23 protein-coding genes and 1 tRNA gene are annotated in these 20,759 nt (G+C 57.6%); 6 read left to right on the top strand and 18 right to left on the bottom strand.

Annotated features, from left to right (window positions below):
* Positions 1 to 42: 42 nt before the first annotated feature.
* The 8 genes from GE107_RS23335 to GE107_RS23370 form a co-directional block, all read right to left on the bottom strand.
* The gene (locus GE107_RS23335; RefSeq protein WP_219643721.1) at positions 43 to 381 is read right to left on the bottom strand and encodes a TipAS antibiotic-recognition domain-containing protein; all 339 of its coding nucleotides are present in this window, start codon (positions 379 to 381) and stop codon (positions 43 to 45) included.
* Positions 378 to 650: a MerR family transcriptional regulator gene (locus tag GE107_RS23340; RefSeq protein ID WP_219643723.1), complete on the bottom strand. Its 273-nt coding sequence runs from the start codon at positions 648 to 650 to the stop codon at positions 378 to 380. The genes GE107_RS23335 and GE107_RS23340 overlap by 4 nt, the downstream gene beginning before the upstream one ends.
* A 162-nt stretch (positions 651 to 812) precedes the next feature.
* Complete coding sequence (locus GE107_RS23345) at positions 813 to 1,235, bottom strand: SRPBCC family protein (RefSeq protein ID WP_219643725.1); 423 nt, start codon at positions 1,233 to 1,235, stop codon at positions 813 to 815.
* Between the two features lie 44 nt (positions 1,236 to 1,279).
* Positions 1,280 to 1,726 (bottom strand): YdeI/OmpD-associated family protein, encoded by a 447-nt coding sequence (locus GE107_RS23350; RefSeq protein WP_219643726.1) that lies wholly within the window; start codon positions 1,724 to 1,726, stop codon positions 1,280 to 1,282.
* Positions 1,727 to 1,740: 14 nt separating this feature from the next.
* Positions 1,741 to 2,082 (bottom strand): DUF1801 domain-containing protein, encoded by a 342-nt coding sequence (locus GE107_RS23355; protein WP_219643727.1) that lies wholly within the window; start codon positions 2,080 to 2,082, stop codon positions 1,741 to 1,743.
* Between the two features lie 35 nt (positions 2,083 to 2,117).
* Complete coding sequence (locus GE107_RS23360) at positions 2,118 to 2,537, bottom strand: YciI family protein (protein ID WP_255570813.1); 420 nt, start codon at positions 2,535 to 2,537, stop codon at positions 2,118 to 2,120.
* A 136-nt stretch (positions 2,538 to 2,673) separates the two neighbouring features.
* A complete protein-coding gene (locus GE107_RS23365; RefSeq protein ID WP_219643728.1) occupies positions 2,674 to 2,994 on the bottom strand; it encodes an alpha/beta fold hydrolase in 321 nt (106 codons plus the stop codon).
* Between the two features lie 159 nt (positions 2,995 to 3,153).
* Positions 3,154 to 3,582, bottom strand: coding sequence for a DoxX family protein (locus GE107_RS23370; RefSeq protein ID WP_219643818.1), 429 nt, complete (start codon positions 3,580 to 3,582; stop codon positions 3,154 to 3,156).
* A gap of 821 nt (positions 3,583 to 4,403) precedes the next feature.
* Here GE107_RS23370 and GE107_RS23375 point away from each other — a divergent pair.
* A complete protein-coding gene (locus GE107_RS23375; RefSeq protein WP_219643729.1) occupies positions 4,404 to 6,071 on the top strand; it encodes a methyl-accepting chemotaxis protein in 1,668 nt (555 codons plus the stop codon).
* A gap of 3 nt (positions 6,072 to 6,074) precedes the next feature.
* On the opposite strand, the gene GE107_RS23380 is transcribed toward GE107_RS23375, so the two are convergent.
* Entirely contained in the window at positions 6,075 to 7,292 is a 1,218-nt protein-coding gene (locus GE107_RS23380; RefSeq protein WP_219643731.1) for an MFS transporter, read from the bottom strand.
* A 150-nt stretch (positions 7,293 to 7,442) separates the two neighbouring features.
* On the opposite strand from GE107_RS23380, the gene GE107_RS23385 reads away from it, so the two are divergent.
* Positions 7,443 to 8,324 carry a LysR family transcriptional regulator gene (locus GE107_RS23385; protein WP_219643736.1) on the top strand — a complete coding sequence of 294 codons (882 nt, stop codon included), beginning with the start codon at positions 7,443 to 7,445 and terminating at the stop codon, positions 8,322 to 8,324.
* Between the two features lie 155 nt (positions 8,325 to 8,479).
* On the opposite strand, the gene eno is transcribed toward GE107_RS23385, so the two are convergent.
* The 6 genes from eno to GE107_RS23415 all read right to left on the bottom strand — a co-directional run bounded on the left by eno (position 8,480) and on the right by GE107_RS23415 (position 15,768).
* Entirely contained in the window at positions 8,480 to 9,772 is a 1,293-nt protein-coding gene (gene eno, locus GE107_RS23390; RefSeq protein ID WP_219643738.1) for a phosphopyruvate hydratase, read from the bottom strand.
* Between the two features lie 45 nt (positions 9,773 to 9,817).
* On the bottom strand, positions 9,818 to 11,353 hold the full coding sequence (gpmI, locus tag GE107_RS23395; protein WP_219643740.1) for a 2,3-bisphosphoglycerate-independent phosphoglycerate mutase: 1,536 nt from the start codon (positions 11,351 to 11,353) through the stop codon (positions 9,818 to 9,820).
* Between the two features lies 1 nt (position 11,354).
* Positions 11,355 to 12,110 (bottom strand): triose-phosphate isomerase, encoded by a 756-nt coding sequence (gene tpiA, locus GE107_RS23400; RefSeq protein ID WP_219643742.1) that lies wholly within the window; start codon positions 12,108 to 12,110, stop codon positions 11,355 to 11,357.
* Positions 12,111 to 12,126: 16 nt separating this feature from the next.
* Positions 12,127 to 13,308 carry a phosphoglycerate kinase gene (locus GE107_RS23405; protein WP_219643744.1) on the bottom strand — a complete coding sequence of 394 codons (1,182 nt, stop codon included), beginning with the start codon at positions 13,306 to 13,308 and terminating at the stop codon, positions 12,127 to 12,129.
* A gap of 348 nt (positions 13,309 to 13,656) precedes the next feature.
* Positions 13,657 to 14,661, bottom strand: a complete 1,005-nt coding sequence (gene gap, locus GE107_RS23410) for a type I glyceraldehyde-3-phosphate dehydrogenase (protein ID WP_219643746.1) — start codon at positions 14,659 to 14,661, stop codon at positions 13,657 to 13,659.
* A gap of 84 nt (positions 14,662 to 14,745) precedes the next feature.
* Positions 14,746 to 15,768, bottom strand: a complete 1,023-nt coding sequence (locus GE107_RS23415) for a sugar-binding transcriptional regulator (RefSeq protein ID WP_219643748.1) — start codon at positions 15,766 to 15,768, stop codon at positions 14,746 to 14,748.
* 232 nt (positions 15,769 to 16,000) lie between these two features.
* Between GE107_RS23415 and GE107_RS23420 the strand changes: the two genes are divergently transcribed.
* The 3 genes from GE107_RS23420 (at position 16,001) to sda (ending at position 17,995) form a co-directional block, all read left to right on the top strand.
* Positions 16,001 to 16,075: transfer RNA gene (locus GE107_RS23420), tRNA-Arg, on the top strand.
* A gap of 854 nt (positions 16,076 to 16,929) precedes the next feature.
* Positions 16,930 to 17,511: an ATP-dependent Clp endopeptidase proteolytic subunit ClpP gene (gene clpP / locus GE107_RS23425; protein WP_219643750.1), complete on the top strand. Its 582-nt coding sequence runs from the start codon at positions 16,930 to 16,932 to the stop codon at positions 17,509 to 17,511.
* Positions 17,512 to 17,734: 223 nt separating this feature from the next.
* Positions 17,735 to 17,995: a sporulation histidine kinase inhibitor Sda gene (sda, locus tag GE107_RS23430; protein WP_219643753.1), complete on the top strand. Its 261-nt coding sequence runs from the start codon at positions 17,735 to 17,737 to the stop codon at positions 17,993 to 17,995.
* A gap of 131 nt (positions 17,996 to 18,126) precedes the next feature.
* On the opposite strand, the gene GE107_RS23435 is transcribed toward sda, so the two are convergent.
* Entirely contained in the window at positions 18,127 to 18,588 is a 462-nt protein-coding gene (locus GE107_RS23435) for a DUF2269 family protein (protein ID WP_370636509.1), read from the bottom strand.
* A 13-nt stretch (positions 18,589 to 18,601) separates the two neighbouring features.
* Positions 18,602 to 19,330, bottom strand: coding sequence for an NAD(P)-dependent oxidoreductase (locus GE107_RS23440; protein WP_219643757.1), 729 nt, complete (start codon positions 19,328 to 19,330; stop codon positions 18,602 to 18,604).
* Positions 19,331 to 19,471: 141 nt separating this feature from the next.
* Between GE107_RS23440 and GE107_RS23445 the strand changes: the two genes are divergently transcribed.
* A complete protein-coding gene (locus GE107_RS23445; protein WP_219643759.1) occupies positions 19,472 to 19,840 on the top strand; it encodes a winged helix-turn-helix transcriptional regulator in 369 nt (122 codons plus the stop codon).
* A gap of 122 nt (positions 19,841 to 19,962) precedes the next feature.
* Here the strand turns inward: GE107_RS23445 and GE107_RS23450 are convergent, their stop codons facing one another.
* A complete protein-coding gene (locus GE107_RS23450) occupies positions 19,963 to 20,721 on the bottom strand; it encodes an SIMPL domain-containing protein (RefSeq protein ID WP_255570815.1) in 759 nt (252 codons plus the stop codon).
* Between the last annotated feature and the right edge of the window lie 38 nt (positions 20,722 to 20,759).

Consider the following 20,759-nt stretch of genomic DNA (forward strand, 5'->3'; position numbering starts at 1 on the left):
CCTCTGCCTCTGTTCATTTTCACAACCGCGCCATTGCTTCTTTCATACACCGATAGAGCTCCCCGTCCATGACGAACCGGATCGGATTGTCCGGATTCTCGCCTGGAAACGTTCCGCCGCCCGGATTAGCTCTTCGTCCCCGCCGGACAAGAGATCCGTCAGCTCCTTCCAGCGCCGGACAAGCTCAGCAACCTCCGGATCCTCCACCGGCGTGCGGCTTTCCATTTTGGCGCGTACCTTCGCGATGAGCTCCGGCCACTCGTTCGCCATTCCCATCATTTTGTCGTGCCCGAGCGATTCGCTCTGGCGTCTCATCTTCTCCAGCTGCTCGTCCGTAAAATATTGACTCGGCTTCAAACACATCACCTCGATGATTTTCATTCCGTAGAAACGCGTTCTCTCTTGAGAACCAACGCATGCAGCTCTTCCAAATGGGCGTGCAACAGCTGCTGCCGTTGGATGGTCTCCCGCAGCCGCTCCTTCTGGATCCGAAGCACTTCAGCGGGATCGTAGTCGCGGCTCTCCATCAGGGACTTGATAGCATCCTGCCCGAAACCGAGCTGCTTCAGGGAGATCACCTGCTGGAGCCTCGCGATATCTTCATCCGTGTACAGCCGATGCCCGGACTCCGTGGTCCGGGACGGCGTCACCAATCCCTTCACGGTCGTAGTGGTGCAAGGCCCGCACGGTTAGCCCGTTCTCTCGGCCAATTCTCCGATTTTCCAAACTTCCTTATGCACACCTGCTTCCCATTTCGCGCAAAACCTCTATTGTCGACAAACAACATAATAAAACCTGACGCGAGGTCAGGTTCAATTGGTTTTTTGAAAATGTTCGGTCATCTTATCCAGTACTTCTTCCCAGCGTATCTTCATCTGTGCTCTTGTCTGAGGCCCGTCCAGATGCTCTTGGTGGAAAGAAACGGTCGTTCGTCCTTCCTTGCCGGGAATCAAGCGAATTTGAACCGTCGACGGCTTGTCCCAGTCCTTCGGCTGCCAAGTTAGACGCAGCTGCTGGAGCGGCTTTGCTGCCCGTATCTCGCCGGTCGAGCCGTCGGCAGTCTGATAAGACCGTTTAACGGCGAGATCCAGTCGAGGCAGATCGCCCAGCCACGATTTCAGCCCCTCCGGCGAAATCAAATAGGACCAGGCTTGCTCCTGCGTCACGGGCAAAGTCCTGCGGACGCCGATCTGGAAGCCCGCATCTTTCGTTAAACCGACGGGTTTGACGCTCATGACGGGTCCATCCCTTCTTCATCCCTTCCTGGGGTGGTTTTGGTTTACACTCTACCCTCGTTCAACATCCCGATCGCTTTATCGATGCGCCGCTGACGGGTCTCGGGGGTTTTCGCGCCCTCGATTTGAAGGAGGAATCTCCTCTTGTTGCTGTAAGACAACCCTTCAAAAAAATGCTTCGCCTCCGGATTTTCATTCAGCGCATCGATGAAGTCCGACGGGACGTCCAGCTCACGAGGCTCGGTATCGAGCTCGAGCTTCACTTCCACTTGATCACCAGCGGCAACGCCTGCCCCTTCCCGATGCTCGGCACTTACGGGAATCAGATACCGTCCGCCCATGACCCCAACCGTTGTGCGATAGGTATATCCCCGGATCGTGACGCGAACCGCCGGACGCTTGGAAGAACCTAATTCCGCCAATACCTCCTCCGGCACCTGGATGCCTGTTGCGGTCTTGCCATGCAGTTGAATGACAGCTTCAAATTTCATCAAGGTACCTCCCATTATAATGAAGAAGCCGCCTGCCTCAACAACGCCGACAGCCCTTCGTCATCCACGGCCTGGCCGTTCCGAATTTTGATCGTTTTGCGTTCCGGAGGACCGTCGAACAGCCCATCCGGAAAGTCCACTCCGCTCGCGTTAAAGATCGTAAAGCTGACCGCGTCTTTCGATGTCGAAATTACGGCTGCGTATTTTCCGTTTTGCAGAAAATGCGGCTTCTTGTATTGCATGCGCTCCTGTACATCCGGCAGCGTCCGGTGAACCATATCGCGCAGGCGTGAGCAAAGCTCCGATTGCCAAGGTTCCTGTAAGTTTTCGATAAATGCTTTAACCTCTTCGTTCATCCGTTCCATCTCCTCGCATTTTCTCGCGTTATGGTTTATGGATCATATCCGCCTGATCCCGCAGATCCGCTTCCAGAAGCCTCATTCCCGCACCGCGAATCCATTCCGCCGGGTCGCATACTTGCCGAAGCTCGACTTCCCCCTTCGCCGTATCCGTGAGGATCCGGCAAACGCATGGCCCATACGTACGCTTCTTCCTTGGTTTCCACCTCGATCATCATGAAACCTGCGACCAACCCTTGGACCTCATCAAAAGGTCCTACGGTCACTCTCGGCTTCCCTCCGGAGACGGGATACGAGAGCCGAATCCCCTCCGAACTCGGATACAGCCCTTCCGCTGCAAGGAGCACGCCTGCCTTGACCAATTCCTCGCAGTACTCCTTCCATGCCTCCGCTCGCTCGGACGACGGCTTGACGCCCGCTTCGAATTGCCGTGACGCCTTGCAAATCAGCATAAACCGCAACGAGATCTGCTCCTTCCTGCTTCGATATCGGGCCAAGCCGCCGAACCCTACCCGGCAACCCGCCTCTATAACGACAACGAATAGGAAGGTTGGAAATCGACACGTGAAACAGCTGAATCGAAAAAAACTAGTCTTTTCCGGTGAAATAGGATTTCAGGACGGGCGCCAATACTTTCATCGATACGTTGTGGTTTTGACCTGGCAGAAACCGCGACTCGCCGTTCGGCAGGATGTCGGCGACTTTGGATACGGCATGCCGAAGTGCCGCGGGACTTTTCTCGCCGCCGATCACGAGCGTCGGAACGGAGATAGACGCGAATCGCGGTTCCGGAAGGGAGAAGTCTCCCATGACGGCAACATCATAGGGCAGCGTATGGGCTACGGCTCTTAACCGGGCCCAGAAGGGCATTACGCGCATGAGCGCGATCGCGAAACCGGGGGCTCCCATATGGCGGAGCCTCGGAATCCTTCGTCGCCTTGACAACCATCATGAATCGCATCGTGTTCTCCTCCTTATGGGTTAGCATCGCACTTTCGAGCGACGGAAAATTCGATTTCATCATTAGTTCCCGATCGGCAGGCCGAACTCCTCCCGCCTTCTTCGTTGTCAATCCCGAAATAAAATCAGTTTCCGAACTCTTTCATCCCGGATCCAGATGGCGCCCCAATACAAAACCGCTAAGTAGACGGGAAATAGAATATTGGAAAACAGCGGCGCATCCACCCGGACTTGAACCGCCATCGCGCCTCCCAAATATCCCGTCAACAGCAGCGCACCCAAGATTGACGTGCGGGGAATGGCGTATAAAAGGGTAGAGAGCAGTCCCAGCACGCCCATGACCGCCATATGCCGCTCCGCGAACCCAAGTTCGAGCGTAGCCTTGACAACGGGTTCCGGCCCCACGATTTTCATGATTCCGTCAAACAGCATGAACAGAATGACGATTCCGCTCATGATTCGCGCGGTCCATATCTTTCCTTTTCCGTTCGACACGTTCGTTTTCAAGCCCGTTCTCATTTCCCGTTCGATTGTCATCATAAATCTCATCCTCCTCGATTTGTTGACCCTCTCAAGGTCGCTTACATTCATGCAACGAATGGGAAACGGCAAAATCGACAGGCAGCTCAAATATTTTTTAACTTGCGCATCTGCACCTTGCGTGCTCGTGCGATCAGTATTAAAACAGACCGGTTGCGAGGTTCTGTTTTCCCCAACATACCTGGCAGCACACCTAAGTATTTCGCAACGTCTCCGGAAGTCACTACAGCCTTCGTAGTCGGGAGTTCGCAGATATAACGTCTTCGGAAGTCACTACAGCGTTCATACTCGAGGGTTTCGCAGATATAACGTCTCCGGAAGTCACTACAGCGTTCATACTCGAGGGTTTCGTAGATATAACGTCTCCGGAAGTCACTACAGCGTTCATACTCGAGGGTTTCGCAGATATAACGTCTCCGGAAGTCACTACAGCGTTCGCAACTCCTGAAGACACGACCTATAAGTCGCAAAATCCGCTTCGAAAGACGAGCAGAACGCCAACGGGACCGCCAGAACCGTAAAACGGCTCCCCTCTCGCTTCCCTAAAACCACTCCCCGGAAACCATAGTGTGAAGAAAACCTGACGCGAGGTCAGGCTCAAGAGGTTGATGTATGTAAATCACCATAAATTTCAGTTTTCTCTGCTTCAAACGAAGGAAGTTCCCTACGGTTTGTCGAAGAATTATAGGAATTGTCGAAGAATTTGCGAAGAGGCATGGGTGATGGGGTTGTTCTCGTTGATCAGAAAGCGCTTAACCGTTCGCATTGCAGCCGTGATAACGGCCGTATTTCTTCTGCTCACGGCTGGATGCATCTTTATGCAAACCCTCAATACGAAATCGGCAGCCGAAAAAGCGCTCGCCGAGCATGGAATGAGAATCGTGAGCGGCTATGCCGCCCAATTGGATGCCCGCAAATACGCGGAATTCCTGAAGGACCCCCGGGAAAACGACCTGTACTGGTCCCTGCGCCAAGAGTTGGACCGATTTCGCACGCAGATTAACGCTCTCTATGTTTATTTCGTGGTCATCGATGCAAACGGCGTGCCCCGGATCATGATCGACGGACAGCCTCCGAAATCCGATGTGGCCTCGCCGATCAACGAAGAAACGGACATCGATGCGGAAGACATCGCGGCGCTCCGCAATGGGAAGAGCGCAAGCTCCCCGATTACGGACGATCCGAAGTACGGCCGGTACATGAGCGTTTACGCTCCAGTCACCGATCCGAACGGGAAGTTCATGGGGCTGTTAGGCATCGATACCGGCGCGGCAGTGGTGAACGGCATCACGATGAGCGTCCTCCGGGAGAGCCTCCTCTACTACGTACTGATTCTGGCCGCGGCGGCGATCGGTATCGCCTTCGCCATCTGGTTTATCGCGAGGGCGCTGCGTCCGCTCCGTAACCTGACCGCCGGTGCCGAAAGCATGGCGCGAGGCGATCTCGCCCAGGCGTATGCCCTCTTCACCGCGAATCCCGTCCGCTCCGAAGACGAAGTGGGCAAAGCCTACCAAGCCATGACCTCGATGTCCGGCAACTGGAATGAAATCATCCGCGACATCGTGTCGAACGTGACGAACACGTCTTCCCGGTTGGTGCTCATTTCGGACCGGTTTACCCAGGACGCGGAGCGCATGCTCCAAATGAACCAGGTCATCCGCGGGGCGATCGGACAAATCGCCGCCGGGGCGTCATCCCAGAAATCAAGCGCCGTGGACAGCGCCCATGCGATGGAGGAAATGGCCGCCGTCATTCAACGGGTAACGGAAGCCTCCACGACCGTTTCCGATGCGGCCGTTAGCACGCTGGGTATCGCGGAATCCGGCCAGGCAACGATCGCCAGGATGAACGATCAGGTCCGCCATATCGCTTCCCATGCGGGCGAGGCCTTGAAGACCGCCGCGGCGTTGCAAGGATACTCGGAGCAGATCGAAGGAGCCCTGAGCACGATTACGGAATTCGCCGACCAGACCAAACTCCTGGCGCTGAACGCCGCAATCGAAGCCGCCCGGGCGGGAGAACACGGCAAAGGGTTTGCCGTCGTAGCGGGAGAAGTGAGGAAGCTGGCCGATGCGTCCTCCGCCTCCATTGTGTCCATCTCGTCTTTGCTGAGCAGCATTAAATCCGATTCGGATCGAATCGGGGCGATCATGGATCGCGCCTCCAGGGAAGTGAGCGAAGGCGTCGCCTTATCCATGCAGACGGAGCAGTCTTTCGGACGCGTGGTAGAGGCGTTCCGGACCGTGGCCGAGCAGATCCAGGAAGTATCGGCCGCAGCCCAGCAAATGTCCGCCGGAGCGGAGGAGGTTGCAGCAAGCTCAGCCGGGATGGCGCACATCGCCGGCGAAGTCGCGGAGCAAACGGAACGGATCCGTGGGTTGTCCGATCAACAATCCGGTATGATGCAGCAGGTTGCGGACGAATCCAGAACGCTGAACGGAATGACGCACGAGCTGCAAGCGTCGGTGAAACAGATCAAAGTGTAACGTTCATCTCGCGTTCGTCCCCAGCGCATGCGCACCATCCCGATGCACCCGCGATTTCGGGGCCGTTGCCGCGTATTGGACCGCCATCATCACGAGGATCATCACGGCCATCCCGGCAATGGAGGAAGCGAAGCTGCCGGTGGCATCGTGAATCCAGCCCAGCAGGAGGGGACCTGCAGCACCGATGACGTAACCGGCCGATTGCACCATCGCCGACCAGGCGGCCGCATCTTGGGCGTTATCCGTCGCATCGATCGGCAGCATCAGGTTCAAGGAAAACACTCCGGCGGCTCCGATCCCGATCAATGCGGAACCGGGGAGCGGATCCGCTTGCACGGCAAACAGCATCAGCCCGGCAAACTCGATCAAACCGGATACGAACAGCCACAAGCGGCGGGACGGCAATTTTCGAAGCAGAATCGGAAGCACCAGACTGACCGGAATTTGAATCACGACGAATGCGGTTAAACAAGTGGCGGCGTATGATTTGGCGTATCCCATGCCTTGGATCATTTGAGGCAGCCATGCGGTAAACGAATAGAACAGCATCGCCAATAAACCGAAGGAGACCGTCAAGATCCACGCTTTCCCGTTCCCCCACGGCAACCGGGCTTTCGTCCCCGCAGTCCCAGCAGTCCCAGCAGGGATCGCTTCCGCCTTTCCTTTGATTTGCCGATTCACGAACAACCACCACGCGAACGCGGCAACGAAGGCAATCACCGCCCAGAACGCCAGCGATCGCTGCCAGGAATGGAACAGGTGCAGAAGCGGAGCAGAGAGCGCGGAACCGAAAGCGGCCCCCATCGTAAGGGCAACCGTATATACGGCAATCATGGCCGGAACGTGCCCGGGAAAATGCCGTTTGATGAAACCGGACAACAGAGGACCGATGAACGCAATCCCGATCCCGGTAATCAACGCCGAAATAAGCAGAAGGGATGCGGTATTCGCGAACAGCCGGATCACGGTACCGGTGCCGATGATCACCAGCGATAACCCCTTGATCCGTTCGATTCCCCATTTGCCCCCGGCTTTCACCGCGAGCGGAGAGAAGATTCCCATGCACAAGACCGGAATGGAAGTTAACAGACTTGCCAAGGCGGCGCTCATTCCGAGTTCCGCCCTTATGTTCTCCAGCAGCGGGGCAATGGAATTGATCGCAGGACGCAAATTCAAGCAGGCCAGGAATAAAGCGACGACCATCAGAACGTTTTTTCTCATCTCGCATGACCCTTTCGCAGTACCGTCTTAGGATGAACCCATACTACTTGGGGTCTGATCATTTATCAATTATATTAAAGTTATGATAACGATTTGTTTTGAAAATGATTGTCGTGCAATTCGGCGAAGGCTTAGAGGGGAGCGGAACGCATGGAGCTTCGGCAGCTGGAATATTTCGTCGCGGCGTGCGATGAATTGCACTTTACGAAGGCAGCGGACAAGATGGGGGTCTCGCAGCCGAATCTGAGCCTGCAAATCAAAGCGCTGGAAGAAGAACTCGGAATGCCCCTCTTCGACCGGATCGGCAAACGCATTGCGCTCACCGAGGCCGGCTCCGTCCTGCTGAAGTACGCCCGTGGGATGTTCCAGAATCTCCGGAATGCCCGGCACGAATTGGACGAGCTCCGCCATCAACGGGGAGGGAGCCTCGGCGTCGCGGCTTTGCCTTCCGAGCTCGATTACCGGCTGACCCCGATGTTCATTGAGTTCTGCAAGAAATACCCGAACATCAAGCTGAAAATCGTCGCGGAAGTCGACGTCGCAAGCCTGGTGCTGAGCAATGGGATCGATATCGGCATCTCCGTAACGCCTCTATACGACAGCCGGCTGGTCATCCGTCCGCTCACCCGGGAGGAATACGGCCTGGTCGTACCTCAAGATCATGAGTTGTCCGCCCGTGCATCCATCTCCTTGACCGAACTCAAAGAGCTGCCGATCGTGACGTATCCGAGAGGATTCTGGGGGCGCGAGTTTCTCGAGAACCATTGCCGGCAGCGCGGATTTGGGCTGAACGTGGTGGTCGAAACGTCCTCCAATCCGTCCCTCTTCACTTTCGTCAAAGAGAACATCGGGGTCACCATCCTATCGAATTCGCTCTTGGCCTCCCTCGATCAAATGCAGCTGCGTTTCATCCCGATCCGCGAGGATCCGCCCGTCCGGGAAATGAGCATCATCTACCGGTCGGACAAATATTTGAATCACGCGGCGCAAGCCTTTATCCATTTCGCGGAGGAACGCTTGAAAGAGCATTGATCGTCATCGAATGATCATGGACACAAGTCAAAACGACTTCGTCGTCCTGTAGGGACATAGAATGTCGTTTTTATCGAATTCTGAATGATAAATAAAGAAGGCAGGGAACGGAAACCCGTTCGTCTGCCTTCTTCGTCGTTGCTCGCCTGCGAAACTTATTTCAGGCCGCGCAGGTTGTAGAACGCCGCTTTGCCGCCGTAGATCGCGGTCGTACCCAGCATGTCTTCGATGCGGAGCAGCTGGTTGTACTTCGCCACGCGGTCCGTACGGGACGGAGCGCCGGTTTTGATCTGGCCGGCATTCGTCGCCACGGCGATGTCGGCGATCGTGCTGTCCTCGGACTCGCCGGAACGGTGGGAGATAACCGCGGTGTAACCCGCGCGTTTCGCCATCTCGATCGCGTCGAACGTCTCGGTCAGCGTGCCGATTTGGTTCACTTTGACAAGGATGGAGTTGCCGATGCCCTTCTCGATGCCTTGCGACAGACGCTCGGTGTTCGTCACGAACAGGTCGTCGCCGACCAGCTGGACTTTGCCGCCGAGCTTGTCGGTGAGCAGCTTCCAGCCTTCCCAGTCGTCTTCGGAGCAGCCGTCTTCGATCGAGATGATCGGGTACTTCTCGACCCAGCTCGCGAGCAGGTCGACGAATTCCGCCGGGGTGAAGGATTTGCCTTCGCCTTCGAGGTGGTATTTGCCGTCTTTGAAGAACTCCGTGGAAGCGACGTCCATGCCGAGGAAGATGTCGACGCCCGGCTTGTAGCCGGCTTTCTCGATCGCTTCGATGATCGTGGAGAGCGCTTCTTCGTTGGAGCCGAGGTTCGGCGCGAAGCCGCCTTCGTCGCCTACGGCCGTGTTCAGGCCTTTGGCCTTCAGAACGGATTTCAGCGCGTGGAAGATTTCAGCGCCGGCGCGGAGAGCTTCCTTGAAGGAAGGCAGGCCCACCGGAAGAACCATGAATTCCTGCACGTCGACGTTGTTGTCGGCATGCGCGCCGCCGTTGACGATGTTCATCATCGGAACCGGCAGCGTTTTGGAGTTGAATCCGCCCAGGTAAGCGTACAGCGGGATGGAGAGGGCATCAGCAGCCGCGCGAGCTGCGGCCATGGATACGGCGAGGATCGCGTTCGCGCCCAGGTTGCCTTTGTTCGGCGTGCCGTCCAGCGCGATCATCGTGCGGTCGATCAGCACTTGGTCGATCGCGTCGAGGCCGATGATTTCGGGGGCGATTTTCTCGTTGACGTTGTCGACGGCGTTCTGAACGCCTTTGCCGAGGTAACGGGACTTGTCCCCGTCGCGCAGCTCAACGGCTTCATAAGCGCCGGTGGAGGCGCCGGACGGCACGATGGCGCGGCCGAGGGCCCCGGACTCCAGACGGACTTCGACTTCCACGGTCGGGTTGCCGCGGGAGTCGAGTACTTCGCGTGCATAAACGTCGGTAATGATGGTCATGCTTCGACACTCCTCTACTGATCGGGTTTGGGAAAACGCATAAGGCTATTGTATCAAACTTTTGCCGGTCATTTCCTTCGGTTGCGCCAGCTCGAGCAAAGTCAGCAGAGTAGGCGCCACGTCGGCCAGGATGCCGCCATCGCGAAGGGTTACGCCTGGCTTCGTCACGATGCACGGCACCGGATTCGTCGTATGGGCGGTGAAAGGGCGTCCTTCGTCGTCGATGACCATGTCGGCATTGCCGTGGTCGGCGATGATGACGGCGACGCCGCCTTTGGCGAGAATCGCGTCGACGACTTTGCCCAGGCATTCATCCGTCGCTTCGACCGCCTTGATCGTCGGCTCGAGCATGCCCGAGTGGCCGACCATGTCGGGGTTGGCGAAGTTCAGGATGATCGCGTCGTGTTTCTCCGCTTCGATCTCCTTAACCGCTGCGTCGGCTACTTCATATGCGCTCATCTCCGGCTGCAGGTCATAGGTCGCGACCTTCGGCGAGTTGATGAGGATGCGCGTTTCGCCTTCCAGCTGGATGTCGCGCCCTCCGCTGAAGAAGAAGGTAACGTGCGGGTACTTCTCCGTTTCGGCGATTCGCAGCTGTTTCTTATGGTTCTGCACGAGCACTTCGCCCAAGGTGTTATCGAGCTCCTTCGGCTTGTAGGCGACGAAACCTCCGACGGTTTCGGCGAACAGCGTCATGCACACGAAATACAGGTTTTTCGGAAACTGCGGTCCCCGGTCGAACCCGCGGAAATCTTCGTTCGTGAAAACGTTCGACAGCTGGATCGCCCGGTCCGGACGGAAATTGAAGAAAATGACGGAGTCCTCGGATTCCACCAGGCCCACCGGCTTGCCCGCCTCACCCACGATCACGGTCGGCATGACGAATTCGTCCATGACCGACTTCTCGTAGGATTCTTTGACAGCTTGGATCGGATCGGTATACGCCGGGCCTTCTCCGTACACCATCGCCCGGTACGATTTCTCCGTCCGCTCCCAGCGCTTGTCGCGGTCCATGGCGTAGTAGCGGCCTTGAACGGTGGCGATCCGGCCGATGCCGATTTCCTTAATCTTCGCCTGCAGCTGCTCCAAATATCCGACCGCGCTGTCCGGCGCGACGTCGCGTCCGTCGAGGAACGCGTGGATATAGACTTCGCTCAGTCCTTCCTTCTTGGCCAGCTCCAGCAAAGCGAACAGGTGCGCGATGTGGCTGTGCACGCCTCCATCGGAGAGCAAGCCGTACAGGTGAAGCTTCTTGCCTTTCTCTTTCGCATGGCGAACGGCGCCGAGCAGCGTCTCGTTCTCGTAAAATTCCCCTTCGCGAATCGACTTCGAAATCCGCGTCAGGTCCTGGTACACGATCCGGCCGGCGCCGATGTTCAAGTGGCCGACCTCGGAGTTGCCCATCTGGCCTTCCGGCAACCCGACGGCTTCGCCTTGCGCGGTCAGCGGGGTATGCGGGTATGTGGACCAGTAGCGGTCGAAGTTCGGCTTCTTCGCCTGCGCCACGGCGTTGCCGTGCGTTTCCTCGCGGAGGCCGAAGCCGTCGAGGATGATGAGGGCAACGGGTTTGGGGGCCGCCATCTTACTTCGCCCCCTCGACCAGCGCCACGTAAGACGCAGGCTCCAGGCTCGCGCCGCCTACGAGCGCGCCGTCGATTTCCGGCTGCTGCATGTACTCGCGGATGTTGTTCGGCTTCACGCTGCCGCCGTACTGGATGCGCACTTGGCTGGCCGTATTCTCGTCGAACAAGTCGCGGATGACGCCGCGGATGTAGCCGATGACTTCGTTCGCGTCTTCGGCCGTGGACGATTTGCCCGTGCCGATCGCCCAGATCGGCTCATAGGCGACGACGACTTGCGCCGCTTCGCTCGCGGCCAAGCCTTTGAATGCGGCTTCCGTCTGCACGCGGCAGACTTCCTTCGTTTGGCCGGCTTCGCGCTCTTCCAGCTTCTCGCCGACGCACACGATCGGGATCAGATGGTGGCGGAAAGCCGCGTGCACCTTCTTGCTCACGATCTCGTCCGTCTCCGCGAAGTATGCGCGGCGCTCGGAGTGCCCGATAATGACGAAATCGACACCGAGATCGTTCAGCATGATGCCGCTGATTTCGCCCGTGAACGCCCCATTGTCTTCAAAATGGAGGTTCTGCGCGCCTACCTTCAGAGTCGTGCCTTTGACGGCTTCGGCCAGTGCCGGGAGCGCGGTGAACGGGGCGCAAACGACGCTTTGCACGCCTTCGACTTCGACTTTACCCTTCACTTCGTTCACGAACGATACCGCCTCGGACGCCGTTTTGAACATTTTCCAGTTGCCTGCAATGATTGGGGTTCTGCTCATCGTATCACCACTCGCTTTACTTGTCGTTCAGCGCTACGACGCCGGGAAGGGCTTTGCCCTCCATGAACTCGAGCGACGCGCCGCCGCCGGTGGAAATGTGGTCCATCTTGTCGGCCAGATGGAATTTCTCGGCCGCCGCCGCGGAATCGCCGCCGCCGATGACCGTGTAGGCAGAGGTTTCGGCGCAGGCTTGCGCGACTGCGAGCGTACCGTGGGAGAACGGCTCGATTTCGAAGACGCCCATCGGTCCGTTCCACACGACCAGCTTGGAGTTCTTGATGACTTCGGCATAGATCTCGCGGGATTTCGGCCCGATGTCGATGCCTTCCCAGTCGGCCGGAATGCCGTCCACGCCGACGATCTTGGTGTTGGCCGTCGCGCTGAAATCGTCGGAGACGACCACGTCGACCGGCAGAAGGAAGTTCTTGCCGAGCTTCTTGGCTTTCTCGATGAACTCGAGGGCCAGATCCAGCTTGGAGTTATCGCACAGCGATTGGCCGATTTCGTAGCCCTGCGCCTTGAAGAAGGTGTAGGAGAGGCCGCCGCCGATGATGATGTTGTCCGCGATCTCGATCATTTTGTTGATGACGTCGATCTTGTCCTTGACTTTGGAGCCGCCCACGATCGCCGTGAACGGGCGTTCCGGGTTATGAAGCGCCTTGCCGAGCACGTCCAGCTCTTTCTCCATCAGAAGGCCGGCAACGGCCGGCAGATGATGCGCGATGCCTTCCGTGGAAGCATGAGCGCGGTGCGCGGCGCCGAAGGCGTCGTTCACGTACAGGTCCGCAAGCTCGGCGAAGGCTTTGGCCAGCTCCGGGTCGTTCTTCTCCTCGCCCGCATGGAACCGGACGTTCTCGAGCAGCAGCACGTCGCCGGCTTGCAGCGCGTCGGCTTTGGCCTTCACGGCCGCTCCGATCGATTCGTCCGCTTTCTGTACCGGCTTGCCGAGCAACTCGGACAGACGGGCAGCGACAGGCGTCAGGCGCAGCTCTTCCACCACTTCGCCTTTGGGACGCCCCATGTGGCTGGCGAGAATGATTTTGGCGCCATTCTCGATCAGGTAGCGGATCGTCGGCAGCGTCTCCCGGATCCGGGTGTCGTCCGTAATCGCGCCATTCTCGAGCGGCACGTTGAAATCGACGCGGACGAACACCTTCTTGCCCGCCACTTGCGCGTCTCGTACGCTTTTCTTGTTCATGAACGGATTGCCTCCTCAATACACCTTTTAACCCCACCGGCGCGAAGCAGGACTCCGTCAGGAGTCCGGTTCGCATCCGCTGGGTCTTGCAGGAGCGCTATAAGGTAAAACGCGTCCCGGCATTGCAGCAGCAATCCGGGACAAACGCCGACTATCTTTGTAAGTATGTCCCCCAAGGACGCCGCACCCACTCCTTCCACCCAAGTAAGTTACGAGCTCTACAGTCGTAGTCGCGGGTGTCCAGAGGGCGCAGCGCCTCGGAATCCCCCTTCCCGGGAAGGGGGACATAGGGGGTTGGCAGCCCTTAGGGGGATGGCGGAAAAGGGTTGTAAAGGAACCCCTTTTACATTACAGTCCTTTGGACGCGATGTAAGCAGCCAAGTCTACGACGCGGTTGGAGTAGCCCCACTCGTTGTCGTACCAGGAAACGACTTTGACCATGTTGCCTTCGATGACCATCGTCGACAGCGCGTCGATCGTGGAGGAAGCCGGGTCGCCGTTGTAGTCGCTGGACACGAGCGGCTCGTCGGAGTAGTTCAGGATGCCTTTGAGCGGGCCTTCGGCGGCTGCTTTCAGTGCCGCGTTCACTTCGTCGACCGTGACGCTCACTTTCAGCTCGGCCACGAGGTCCGTTACGGAAACGTTCGGCGTCGGCACGCGGAACGACATGCCGTTCAGCTTGCCCTTCAGCTCCGGAAGAACCAGGGAAACGGCTTTCGCGGCGCCCGTCGTGGACGGAATGATGTTCTCGGCTGCGGCGCGCGCGCGGCGCAGGTCTTTATGCGGCAGGTCGAGCACTTGCTGGTCGTTCGTGTAGGAGTGGATCGTCGTCATCATGCCTTTGACGATGCCGAATTGGTCGTTCAGAACTTTGGCGAAAGGAGCCAAGCAGTTCGTCGTGCAGGAAGCGTTGGAAATGATCGTGTGCTTGGAGGCGTCGTATTTGTCCTCGTTGACGCCCAGAACGATCGTGATGTCTTCGTCGGTAGCCGGAGCGGAGATGATGACTTTCTTAGCTCCGCCTTTCAGGTGAAGGGAGGCTTTCTCTTTCGCGGTGAAGATCCCCGTCGATTCGACGACGATTTCAGCGCCTACGGATGCCCACGGCAGGTTGCCCGGATCGCGCTCTGCGAACACTTTGATCGATTTGCCGTTGACGATGAGGGCGCCTTCGCCCACTTCAACGGTTCCGTCCAGACGACCGTGTGTCGTGTCGTACTTGAGCAGATGCGCGAGCGTGCTAACGTCGGTCAGGTCGTTGATCGCGACGATTTCCACGTTCGGGTTGTTCAGAGATGCACGAAACACGTTGCGGCCGATACGGCCAAATCCGTTAATGCCGACTTTCACCATAATGATTTGCCTCCTTGAAGATTTCGGTTTATTTGATCTATGACAGGCGTCTGAAACGCCAAGACCACACTTGTAACGGGAAAACTATAGGTGCCGGAGCGCTTCCGTCGCAGCGGCTTCGTCCGTGACCAGCACATCGTCGTGGCCGAAACGCAGCACCGAGGCGATCGCCTCTCCCTTGCTTTTGCCTCCGGCGATTCCGATGACGATGCCCGCCGCCTCGATATCCTCGAGCCGCAATCCGGCCGTCGCCATGCGGTGGACCACTTTGCCGTCCCGGTCGAAGTAGTAGCCGAACGCTTCCGCGAGCGCGCCTTCGTGCAGAATCGCCTTGATCGTGACGTCGTTCAGCTTGCGCCGCCGTGCCATCGTCATGGCGTCCCCGATTCCGTGCACCACGATGCGGGCGCTTCGGATCATGTCCACGACTTCCCGCACGCCGGGCTCCTGCATGATCGTTTGGTACGCTTCCTCGCTTAGATGGTCCGGCACGTGAAGCATCCGGTACCGGGCGCCCGTTCGTTTCGCCAGCTCGGAAGCGATCGTGTTCGCCTGAAAGTCCACGCTTTCGCCGAGACCGCCTCTGGCCGGTACGAACCAACTATCGCGAAGGGGAGTCGGAATCGAGAAATGCGAAGCCATACGCGCCATAGTCGATCCGCCCATCACCGCGACGACATCGCCGGACGACATGCTGTCCCGCAGCACACGGGCTCCCGCTCGGCCGATCTCGAGCTTGACATGCTCCGAGTCGTCCGAATCGCCGGGCACGATGACGACCCGTTTCAAGCCGAAAGCGGTTCGAACGCGCTCCTCCAACTCGGACAAGCCGAACATTTCCTTCACGAGCGGCTCCATGTCCTCCACCAGTTGGCGACCCGCCTCGCTTAGCGTCATGCCGGCCGTCCCGGTCACCAGCAGGCCTTGGGCCCGCAGGATCTCCAGCTCCGCGCGCAGCACGCGTTCCGTCATCTCGACCTCGGACGCGAGCGACCTCCGGCCGATCGTCCCCGATGTGGAAATCCGGTGCAAGATATCGTAACGCTTCTGCAGGACCTGCATCAGATCGGGCAACAATTTCTTTTGGATCTCGAGTAGATTCCGCATTCTTTCCGCTGGCCCTCCCGATGGCGGATGGATGGTACGGGATGAATGCTCTCGTGCTGGACGTAAATCGTCCCGCAGGTTCTTTTCTGGTCCCACCTTTATTTTAGCTAAAGATTCTTTGACTTGCAAGATGCAACGTTCCCGAAGCCGACAAAATTAACCACCGAATACGGCTTGCTTTTTGGCCCGTCATCGCCTATAATAATTTTTGCTGTCCTTGATGTGACATCATGCGCCCGTGGTCCAACGGATATGACGCAGGCCTCCGGAGCCTGAGATTGGGGTTCGATTCCCTACGGGCGCGCCAACTTCTAGCATAGATCACAACCGACCGTTCCATACGGTCGGTTTTTTGTTATGCGCAAAAAAGAGCCGTTCCTGTGGAACCGCTCATCAACGCCAAATCACCTCGCGCCGGGAACTGCGCGCACATGGTCGACCGACCGCCATCACGCAGCCATTTTACGCCGGTCTTTCTGACTCAACTCGCACCACCAGCCGCTCGGCAGCCACGTTAAGCTCCCGGGGCAAGCTTATCTCTTCCCACCCGCAACTCGACAGCCTCGTTAAGCTCACCGGGCAAGCTTATCTCTTCCCACCCGCAACTCGACAGCCTCGTTAAGCTCACCGGGCAAGCTTATCTCTTCCCACTCGCAACTCGACAGCCACGTTAAGCTCACCGGGCAAGCTTATCTCTTCCCACCCGCGACTCGGCAGCCACGTTAAGCTCACCGGGCAAGCTTATCTCTTCCCACCCGCGACTCGGCAGCCACGTTAAGCTCACCGGGCAAGCTTATCTCTTCCCACCCGCGACTCGACAGCCTCGTCAAGCTTCTCGAACTGGCTTATCTCTCAGCCAATAGACTCTTGATGGCACCCGTTGTGCACCGGGGAATCTCCTTACCCCCCTCCTCCTCTCCACTCAAGCACAGCAAAGTGCGCCGAACAAAACATGCGGGAGTCCAGAGGGCGCAGCGCCTCGGAATCCCCCTTCCGGGGAAGGGGGACTTAGGGGGTTGGCGGAACTTTGACTTAGGGGGATGGCGGAACTTTAACTTCGGGGGTTGGCGATAATATTTTGACCATCTTTGACTTTCGTATGCGAATTGATTATGATGGAGAAACCAAGCAAATCCATTCCAATGAGGAGGGACGTCACACATGAGTTTCATACCTATGGTCGTCGAACAAAGCAACCGGGGAGAACGGGCTTACGACATTTATTCCCGTTTGTTGAAAGACCGAATCATCTTCCTGGGCACTCCCGTGAACGACGTGGTCGCCAATGCCATCATCGCGCAGCTTCTCTTCCTGGCTGCGGAAGATCCGGAGAAGGACATCAGCCTGTACATCAACAGCCCGGGCGGCTCGATCACGGCCGGCATGGCCATTTACGATACGATGCAATTCATCAAGCCGGACGTCTCCACCATCTGCGTGGGCATGGCCGCCTCCATGGGAGCGTTCCTGCTCGCGGCTGGGGCCAAAGGCAAACGGTTCGCGCTGCCCAACAGCGAGGTGATGATCCATCAACCGCTCGGCGGCGCCGAAGGCCAAGCCAGCGACATCGAGATCCGAGCCCGCCGCATTCTCCGACTGCGCGACAAGCTGAACCGCATCCTGTCCGAACGTACGGGACAGCCGCTTGAGCGGATCGAGAAGGACACGGACCGCGACAACTTCATGGAAGCCGCCACCGCGATGGAATACGGCCTGATCGACAAGGTCATCGAGAAAATCTGAGCGGAATGCCACCTTGGCGCCGCGCAAACCAAATCCCCTTCCGCCCTTCTGCGAAAGGGGATTTCTCATACCATATCTCCCCTATTCCGTCAAGAAGAATTCGCAGATTTGAATCCCCCCTCTTCCTCGCAAGCGATCCATGGTATCCTTTCAACAGAGGTTGTACCAGTAACCTCCAATTCTAGTTTTTTACTAGGAACTCTGGAATAGGGGGATCCCGAACATGAACCAACGGACCTATCCTTATCTTGTGTCCCAGCAGCCGGAATCAAGCGAGTCCGATCCGCGCTCCAATGGCGATCCCGTCGAGCTGATAGCCGCTCGCCGCTTAAGCGATAAAGCGTCTTTGCTCCGCCCGCTGCAAGATGAACACCTGCTGGAAGTGTACCGTGAAGCCAAGAAAATGAACTTATCCGAAGAGTTCATCGAATTGCTGGAAGAAGCGATCTCGATGCGCCATTTGGAACACCGACGGGAAGCATGATCCCGTGGGTGCTTGTCTTTCCCATCCACAACGCCGCTCCGAACCGGAGGCGGCGTTTTTTCTTCCCTCCCCAAAAATCGCTGGCTGGCGAGGTCGTTCGGTGGTACGGGAGGCTGGACGGTCGAGCTTCTTCAAAATGGCTTCAAGACCATAAGCACGGTAATGGCAACCATCAGCGCCTGCGCCGCCGATTCGAACGGCACGATCGTTCTCATCGCTTGCGCGAACTCGCGAGGAATCTCGTCCCCTTGACCTTGATTTTCGGGCATCATCTGCATGATCTTCTTCGCTCGCGGCTCGATCATGGCGCCGATCGCGACGATCATTAACAGCGAGAGCAGGATGGCTACATTCAGCCATATTTGGGTGAACCCTATCTGAGTCTCAGCCATGAGCCAAACTCCAGTCACGATAAGGACGACTCCGCCGATTTTGGGCAGGAATGCCAGCTTGGCCGCGACGCCGAAAGCAAACCGCAGCTGGCCTGCGGTTCTGGCGGATCTGCGGATGACGGGCACGACAAACGCGGGGCCGATGACGGCCATCGACGCCAATACATGAAAAACAAGCAGCCATCCATACAAGCTGTTCACTCTTGTTCCCTCCTCAGCGCGCCGGAATATCGCTTCGATAAGCGAGTCCAACCCTTTTCCGTTTATACGGCCCGTCGAGCCCGACATGGTTCAGCATCCAATTCGCCACGTCCTCATAAGCGACATTCAGCTCTTGAAGCCGGCTGAACAAATAACCGGCGATATCGGCCTCGGAAAGTTCCTTGATCGTCTCCGGAACGGACAAGGGCAAGATGTCCGTCGTCACATGCAAGCGAATCGGCTCCGGGTGCCAGGTCGAATCGACCATCGTTCCCGGGCACATCACGGACCAGTCGAGCCGGCTCCGCCGCAGCCTCTCGAGGTTCCGATTGTGCGTCTGATACATGGGCGGGAAGCCGGGTAGATGATTGCCGATGAGATCGGTATGCGGAATATCCAACAGGCCGGCTCCACCCATTAGCCATACCCGCCCGGTGTAGCTGGGGTGGTCCTCGCATTGGCTGACAATGTTATCGACGATTCGAACAAATTCATCTCCCTGCCCCGCATGTCCGGCTGTGATAATCGCGGCGTCTTGATGCGAGAGCGCCTCGCGGACGCTGTGCGGATCCATGATATCTTGCGCGATCACCTTCACTAGCCTTGTCGCACGCTCTCCTTGCTGTTCATACAGCTTCTCGGGGCTTCGCACAAAGGCGGTCATTTCAAGCCCCATCCGAACCCCTTGCGCCAGCACTCTTCTTCCCGTATTTCCCGTTGCTCCGAAAACGATGATTTTCATCTTCCTTGCCCTCCTTCAAATTGTTTCCTTATTTATCATCTTTGGGTTGATTGAAGCTTAACATTGCTCTAAGATCTTGATAAGAACGCACTTTGATGTCGGGTACTCACTTGAAAGTAAGTATAGGCAAGGAGGGATATCATGTTTGTCCGCGCGGAAACCGGGGAGGACAGAAAATGCCCCATCGAGACCGTGATTCAAGTCGTTGGCGGCAAATGGAAGCCCCTGATTTTATGGCATCTGCTGAACTCCTCCAAGAGGTTCAGCGAGCTGGAGAAGTTGATTCCCGAGGTCACCCAGAAGATGCTGGCGCAGCATTTGCGGGAGCTGGAGATCGATCGGCTGGTGACGCGCACGATCTATCCTTCGGTCCCTCCCAAGGTGGAATATTCGATGAGCGAACACGGCAAGACGCTGATTCCGGTGTTGGAAGCCATGTGCCAGTGGGGCGACAATCATAACAGGCAGAGCCCGAAGCCGATTGCCGGGGCAGCGTCGAATTCGGTGTAAGTCTGCGTTAAGCGCAAATAAGCCCCGCCACATCCGGACGGGGCTTATCTGTGCCGAATATTCTTTCTCCGTGCTTGAACGAACCTCCGGTTCGAAACGGAATGTACGCAAGGATATACTCGTTACATCTGATACTGAACCGTTACGCTCGTGCTGATCTCGATCTGTCCCGCTTGAACGGAAGTCGGCGCGCTGGCCGAATCCGCCGCCATCGACTTCTCCATTGCCGCATACATCACCGGAGGCGCGGAAGCGGCGCCTTGCACGATGTTCACGACGCCTTTGACCTGACGTTTGGCGGAAGCGGCGAGCACGTTCGCCTTGGCGTCGGCATTCGCCATCGCTTTCTTCAAGGCTTCCAGCTCGTATTGGTCGGCCTTCTCCGTCGAGAACTGCACGCCGTCCATCCGGTTCGCACCGGCCGCGGACATGGCGTCAAGCAGCTTGCCGATCTCGTCCAGCTTCCGGTAGCTGACTTTCACGGAATGGACAGCGGTGTATCCGATCAGCTTGCGCCCTTCCTTCTCCATGTAATTGTACTCCGGCTGTACGTAGAAACCGGTCGTCTGCACGTCTTTCTTGCTCAGTCCGAACTTCTCATACAGCACCTTCTCGATCGCGGCGAATTTGTTCGCGTTGTCCTGCTGGGCTTCGCCCGCCGTGGCCCCGCGCGTCTCCACCGCCGCGTTCACGTAGGCGATGTCCGGATCGACCATGACGGAACCGGTCGCGCCCACCGTAATCGTGTTCAGCGCCGTCTGGCTTCCCGACGCCGCTGCCGTCTCTGCCTTCACGATGCCGACCTCCCCCTTGCCGATCCCGAACCACCCGATCACGGCCGCCGCCATGACCACAACCGCCATTTTCCAACCCTTCTTCATCACCCGTCATCAGCCCCTTTTGCGCGTTTGATCCTATG

The sequence above is a fragment of the Cohnella sp. CFH 77786 genome, assembly GCF_019400745.1.
Lineage (GTDB): Bacteria > Bacillota > Bacilli > Paenibacillales > Paenibacillaceae > Cohnella.

Excerpts from the sequence above, each read along its gene's own strand:
- tpiA (WP_219643742.1), bottom strand. The coding sequence starts at position 12,110 with ATGAGCAGAACCCCAATCATTGCAGGCAACTGGAAAATGTTCAAAACG.
- GE107_RS23370 (WP_219643818.1), bottom strand. The coding sequence starts at position 3,582 with ATGACAATCGAACGGGAAATGAGAACGGGCTTGAAAACGAACGTGTCG.
- GE107_RS23385 (WP_219643736.1), top strand. The coding sequence starts at position 7,443 with ATGGAGCTTCGGCAGCTGGAATATTTCGTCGCGGCGTGCGATGAATTG.
- GE107_RS23360 (WP_255570813.1), bottom strand. The coding sequence starts at position 2,537 with ATGCTGATTTGCAAGGCGTCACGGCAATTCGAAGCGGGCGTCAAGCCG.
- GE107_RS23450 (WP_255570815.1), bottom strand. The coding sequence starts at position 20,721 with ATGAAGAAGGGTTGGAAAATGGCGGTTGTGGTCATGGCGGCGGCCGTG.
- GE107_RS23380 (WP_219643731.1), bottom strand. The coding sequence starts at position 7,292 with ATGAGAAAAAACGTTCTGATGGTCGTCGCTTTATTCCTGGCCTGCTTG.
- GE107_RS23355 (WP_219643727.1), bottom strand. The coding sequence starts at position 2,082 with ATGAACGAAGAGGTTAAAGCATTTATCGAAAACTTACAGGAACCTTGG.
- clpP (WP_219643750.1), top strand. The coding sequence starts at position 16,930 with ATGAGTTTCATACCTATGGTCGTCGAACAAAGCAACCGGGGAGAACGG.
- gpmI (WP_219643740.1), bottom strand. The coding sequence starts at position 11,353 with ATGGCGGCCCCCAAACCCGTTGCCCTCATCATCCTCGACGGCTTCGGC.
- GE107_RS23375 (WP_219643729.1), top strand. The coding sequence starts at position 4,404 with ATGCAAACCCTCAATACGAAATCGGCAGCCGAAAAAGCGCTCGCCGAG.
- gap (WP_219643746.1), bottom strand. The coding sequence starts at position 14,661 with ATGGTGAAAGTCGGCATTAACGGATTTGGCCGTATCGGCCGCAACGTG.
- eno (WP_219643738.1), bottom strand. The coding sequence starts at position 9,772 with ATGACCATCATTACCGACGTTTATGCACGCGAAGTACTCGACTCCCGC.
- GE107_RS23440 (WP_219643757.1), bottom strand. The coding sequence starts at position 19,330 with ATGAAAATCATCGTTTTCGGAGCAACGGGAAATACGGGAAGAAGAGTG.
- GE107_RS23345 (WP_219643725.1), bottom strand. The coding sequence starts at position 1,235 with ATGAGCGTCAAACCCGTCGGTTTAACGAAAGATGCGGGCTTCCAGATC.
- GE107_RS23335 (WP_219643721.1), bottom strand. The coding sequence starts at position 381 with ATGAAAATCATCGAGGTGATGTGTTTGAAGCCGAGTCAATATTTTACG.
- GE107_RS23365 (WP_219643728.1), bottom strand. The coding sequence starts at position 2,994 with ATGGGAGCCCCCGGTTTCGCGATCGCGCTCATGCGCGTAATGCCCTTC.
- GE107_RS23415 (WP_219643748.1), bottom strand. The coding sequence starts at position 15,768 with ATGCGGAATCTACTCGAGATCCAAAAGAAATTGTTGCCCGATCTGATG.
- GE107_RS23445 (WP_219643759.1), top strand. The coding sequence starts at position 19,472 with ATGTTTGTCCGCGCGGAAACCGGGGAGGACAGAAAATGCCCCATCGAG.
- sda (WP_219643753.1), top strand. The coding sequence starts at position 17,735 with ATGAACCAACGGACCTATCCTTATCTTGTGTCCCAGCAGCCGGAATCA.
- GE107_RS23350 (WP_219643726.1), bottom strand. The coding sequence starts at position 1,726 with ATGAAATTTGAAGCTGTCATTCAACTGCATGGCAAGACCGCAACAGGC.
- GE107_RS23405 (WP_219643744.1), bottom strand. The coding sequence starts at position 13,308 with ATGAACAAGAAAAGCGTACGAGACGCGCAAGTGGCGGGCAAGAAGGTG.